Source organism: Bradyrhizobium pachyrhizi, from assembly GCF_001189245.1.
GTDB classification, from domain to species: Bacteria; Pseudomonadota; Alphaproteobacteria; order Rhizobiales; family Xanthobacteraceae; genus Bradyrhizobium; species Bradyrhizobium pachyrhizi.
The window spans coordinates 151073-156004 of sequence record NZ_LFIQ01000116.1 but is presented as its reverse complement, the minus strand read 5'-3'; the positions used below and the strand labels follow the sequence as shown (position 1 = coordinate 156004).

Here is a 4932-nt window from a genome sequence, read left to right as displayed (position 1 = left end):
GCGCGCCGCGACGCGACAGGCGATGCGGCTGATGGGCAGCCATTTCGTGCTCGGCGAGACCATCGAGGCGGCGCTGTCGCGCGCGCAAGCGCACACCGCGCGCGGCTCGCGTTATTCGTTCGACATGCTGGGCGAAGGTGCGCGCACCGCCGACGATGCCCATCGCTATTTCGAATCCTACGCCCGCGCCATCGATGCGATCGGCAAGGCGGCCGGCGATCAGCCCCTGCCCGACCGGCCCGGCATCTCCGTCAAGCTATCCGCGCTGCATCCGCGCTTCGAGGCGGTGAGCCACGCGCGGGTGATGACCGAGCTGGTGCCGCAGCTGATCGATCTCGCGCGCCGCGCCAAGGCGTTCGACCTCAACTTCACCGTCGATGCCGAGGAGGCCGACCGGCTGGAGCTGTCGCTCGACGTCATCGCCGCCGCGTTCGCCGACCCCTCGCTGGCCGGCTGGGGCGGCTTTGGCCTCGCAATCCAGGCCTATCAGAAGCGCGCCGCCGACGTCATCGACTATGTCGATGCGCTGACGCGCGCGCTGGATCGCAGGATGATGGTGCGCCTGGTCAAAGGCGCCTATTGGGACACCGAGATCAAGCGCGCGCAGGAGCGCGGGCTCGACGGCTATCCGGTGTTCACCCGCAAGGCGATGACCGACCTGAACTACGTCGCCTGCGCGCGCAAGCTGCTGGCGCTGCGGCCGCGGCTGTTTCCGCAATTCGCCACCCACAACGCGCTGACGGTCGCGACCATCCTCGAACTCGCCGATGATCCCAATAGCTTCGAATTCCAGCGGCTGCACGGCATGGGTGAAGCGCTCTACGCGCAGCTCGGCGAGGACAGGCCCGAGATCGCTCACCGCACCTATGCGCCGGTCGGCAGCCACCGCGACCTGCTCGCCTATCTGGTGCGGCGGCTGCTCGAGAACGGCGCCAACTCGTCCTTCGTGGCGCTGGCCGCCGACAATCGCGTGTCCATCGTGGACCTGCTGCGCCGCCCGGCCGAGATCATCGGCGCCGACAACAAAGCGTCTCACGTCGCAATTCCGTTGCCGGCCGAGCTTTATCGGCCGCAGCGCGAGAATTCGCACGGCGTCGAATTCGGCGAGCGCAAGGCGCTGGGCGCGCTGACATCGGCGATCGCGGCCGAGCAAAAGGCTTCGCCTTCCGTCACCCCATCAACAACCGAGCAGGCGAATGTCGCCGTTGCCGCGGCGCGCCGGGGCTACAAGGCCTGGAACGCCACGCCGGCCACAAACCGTGCGGCGATCCTGGACAAGGCCGCGGGCCTGCTCGAGCAGCGCCGCGCCCACTTCCTCGCTTTGCTGCAAAGCGAGGGCGGCAAGACGCTCGATGATGCGCTATCGGAAGTGCGCGAGGCGATCGACTTCTGCCGCTACTATGCCGCGCTGGGGCAAAAGCTGTTCGGCGAAGGCGAGACGATGCCGGGGCCGACCGGCGAAAGCAATGTGCTGGAGCTGCACGGCCGCGGCGCGTTCGTCGCGATCTCGCCGTGGAATTTCCCGCTCGCGATCTTCCTCGGCCAGGTGACGGCGGCATTGATGGCGGGCAACGCGGTGATCGCAAAGCCGGCCGAGCAGACGCCGCGGATCGCAGCCGAAGCCGTCGCCCTGCTGCATCAGGCCGGGGTACCGCCATCGGCGCTGCATCTGATCCAGGGCGACGGCGCGGTCGGCGCCGCGCTGGTGGCGAATTCCGCCATTGCCGGGGTCGTCTTCACCGGCTCGACCGAAGTCGCGCGATCGATCAACCGCGCGCTCGCCGCCAAGGACGGCCCGATCGTGCCGCTGATCGCCGAAACCGGCGGCATCAATGCCATGATCGTCGACGCCACCGCGCTGCCGGAGCAGGTCGCCGACGACGTCGTGACCTCGGCGTTCCGCTCCGCCGGCCAGCGCTGCTCGGCGCTGCGCCTGTTGTTCGTACAGGACGACGTTGCGGACCGCATGATCGAGATGATCGCGGGCGCCGCACGCGAATTGAAGATCGGCGATCCCTCCGAACCGTCGACGCATATCGGACCGGTGATCGATGCCGAGGCCAAGCAGCGGCTCGATGCGCATATCGCGCGGATGAAGCACGAGGCGCGCGTGCATCTCGCCGGCGAGGCGCCGTCAGGCAATTTCGTCGCGCCGCACATCTTCGAGCTGTCGGCGGCCGGGCAACTGAAGGAAGAGGTGTTCGGCCCGATCCTGCACGTCGTGCGCTACCGCGCCGACAAGCTCGGCGAGGTGCTGACCGCGATCGAGGCGACCGGGTTCGGGTTGACGCTCGGCATCCATTCGCGCATCGACGACACGATCGAGCACGTGATCGACCGCCTCCAGGTCGGCAATATCTATGTCAACCGCAACATGATCGGCGCGGTGGTCGGCGTGCAGCCGTTCGGCGGCAGCGGCCTGTCCGGCACCGGCCCCAAGGCCGGCGGCCCGCATTACCTCGCGCGCTTCGCCAGTGAGCAGACGATCACCATCAACACCGCCGCCGCGGGCGGCAACGCGGCGCTGATGGCCGGCGTGGAGTAAAGTGCGCACCCTCCCCTGGAGGGGGAGGGTCGACTCGCATTGAGCGAAGCGAAATGTGAGTCGGGGTGGGGTGATCTCTCCGCACGGGCAACACACGAGTGGAGAGACCGTCACCCCACCCCGCCGCTCATTTCATTCGCGTCGACCCTCCCCCTCCAGGGGAGGGTAAAGGGGAGGGTAAGAAAGTGCCGTTGCATCGTGCCCCCCAGATGGGTCAAATGGCGGTCCGATCGGGATCATCGCTTTGCGATAATTCCAGCTACCGGAAAAAACACCAACAAGCGCCACGGGAGCGACGGCACGATGGAAAAAGGCATTTTTGACGGGCTCAAGGTCCTGGACTGCGCGAGCTTCATCGCGGCGCCCGCGGCCGCCACCGTGCTGTCCGACTTCGGCGCCGACGTCATCAAGATCGAGCCGCCCGGCGCCGGCGACCCCTACCGCAATCTGCCCAATCTGCCCGGCTATCCATCGAGCGAGCACAATTTCGCGTGGATGCTGGAGGCCCGCAACAAGAAGAGCCTCGCGCTCGACCTCACCAAGCCCGACGCGCAGCAGGTGCTGTACAAGCTCGTCGCCGAGGCCGACGTGTTCATCACCAACATGCCGCCGCAGGTGCGCCAGAAGCTCGGCATCACCTACGACCATCTCGCCCATCTCAACGACAGGCTGATCTACGCCTCCTTCACCGGCTATGGCGAGAAGGGCGAAGAGGCCAACAAGCCCGGCTTCGACTCCAACGCCTATTGGGCCCGCTCCGGCCTGATGGATCTGGTGCGCGCCGACGAGGAGACCACGCCGGCCCGTTCCGTCGCCGGCATGGGCGATCACCCTTGCGCGATGGCGTTCTACGGCGCGATCGTCACCGCGCTGTTCCAGCGCGAGAGGACCGGCAAGGGCTCGCATGTCTCGACCAATCTCATGGCCAACGGCGTCTGGGCCAATGGCGTGCTGGCGCAGGCCAAGCTCGCCGGCGCCAAGTTCAAGAAGCGCAAGCCGCGCGAGGAGGCGCTGAACGCGGTCACCAACCACTACAAGTGCAAGGACGGCCGCTGGCTGATCCTGTCGCTGCTCAACGAAGACCGGCAATGGCCGACGCTGGCGCGCTGCATGGGTCGCGAGGACCTCATCGCCGATCCGCGCTTCGCCACCAAGGCCGACCGCCATGCGCGCTCGGTCGAGCTAATCAAGATCTTCGACGAGGTGTTCGCCGGCAAGGACCTCGCCGAATGGCGCAAGATCCTCGACGGCAATGGTCTCGTATTCGGCGTCGTCGGCATCCTCGACGACATCCCGAACGACAAGCAGATGATCGAGAACGAGGTGCTGGTGCGGTTCGAGAACGACACCATGCTGACCGTCAACAGCCCGATCTTCATCGACGGCGCGAGGAAGGTGCAGCCGCGCAAGCCGCCCGAGGTCGGCGAGCATTCCGACGAGATCCTGCGCCAGGCCGGCTACGACGAAGCCACGATCCAGAAGCTGCGCGCGTCAGGCGCGGTGGCGTAGCGGATCGATCTCCGTCGAGCGTCGCTTCAGCGCTTCATCCAGGCCCAGACCAGGGCCACCGCAATGATGCCGATGACGACCGCGAGCCCGATCGCCCAGCTGCTGACGCGGACGGCGCTGACCGCCTGGCGCTCGGCCTCGTTGGCTGCAATCTCGCGGTCGAGTTGCTTGTCGTCCTCGGGAGCACTCATCGGCCGGTCTCCGCTCAAGGCTGGGCTGTTCGGGGCGTGGTCGCGACGCGGAATGTAGCATCAAATAATGACGCGCAGCCGCTTCGGTTCCGGCCGAAATCACCGGCCTTTCACGAAGCACATGCCGATGTGTGAAGTCTTCCCGGCCACCTGGCAGGCAAGGCCCTCGGCGCAGGTCCAGCCGCGGAAGCTGCGGTCGCTCTCGGCGGGCCTGGCGCCCGGCAGATAGCAGTGCGCGCCCCAGCCGTCGCTGTATTCGGTGCCGGCGAGCTCGGTGCTGCCGCGCAGCTGCGGCCGGTTGGAGAAGCCGCGCGAAAAGTCCGGCGCCTTGCCGTCGCGGAAGCTTGCAAGGATATCGCGGCGGCGAGGCTGGTCACCGAAGAAATGCGGCGAGGCCGGCACCACGGTGGAGTTCGACGGCTTTGCCGCCATCCAGTCGACGCCGGGGAAATGGAAGCCGCCGATGCCACGGGTCTGGTGGCAGCCCGCGCAGGTGACATCGTTGAGGCGCCGTTCGAAGCCGGCCAGCGACTGGATGTTTTGCAGCTTCGTTCCGTCGGCTGCAGCCTTCTGCAGGGCGCCGACGACGTCACCATCCGAGAACACCGCATTGCCGGCAGTGCCCTCGCCCTGCACCATGCCGAACTCGGGCTCCAGCTCGCTGACATCGAAACCGGTCGGCGTTGG

General features: G+C 67.1%; 3 protein-coding genes and 1 pseudogene. 2 read left to right on the top strand and 2 right to left on the bottom strand.

All coding sequences use genetic code 11. The annotated features are described in order from the left end of the window. A partial coding sequence (putA, locus tag AKL29_RS31690) for a bifunctional proline dehydrogenase/L-glutamate gamma-semialdehyde dehydrogenase PutA (RefSeq protein ID WP_244482530.1) occupies positions 1 to 2545 on the top strand: 2545 nt, incomplete at its 5' end. 303 nt (positions 2546 to 2848) lie between these two features. Then, complete coding sequence (locus tag AKL29_RS31685) at positions 2849 to 4054, top strand: CaiB/BaiF CoA transferase family protein (protein ID WP_028334942.1); 1206 nt, start codon at positions 2849 to 2851, stop codon at positions 4052 to 4054. 26 nt (positions 4055 to 4080) lie between these two features. Here AKL29_RS31685 and AKL29_RS43495 read toward each other — a convergent pair whose 3' ends face one another. Continuing rightward, positions 4081 to 4245: a hypothetical protein gene (locus AKL29_RS43495; protein WP_167350440.1), complete on the bottom strand. Its 165-nt coding sequence runs from the start codon at positions 4243 to 4245 to the stop codon at positions 4081 to 4083. Between the two features lie 99 nt (positions 4246 to 4344). Then, positions 4345 to 4932: pseudogene (locus AKL29_RS45895) on the bottom strand (hypothetical protein); the annotation flags it as partial.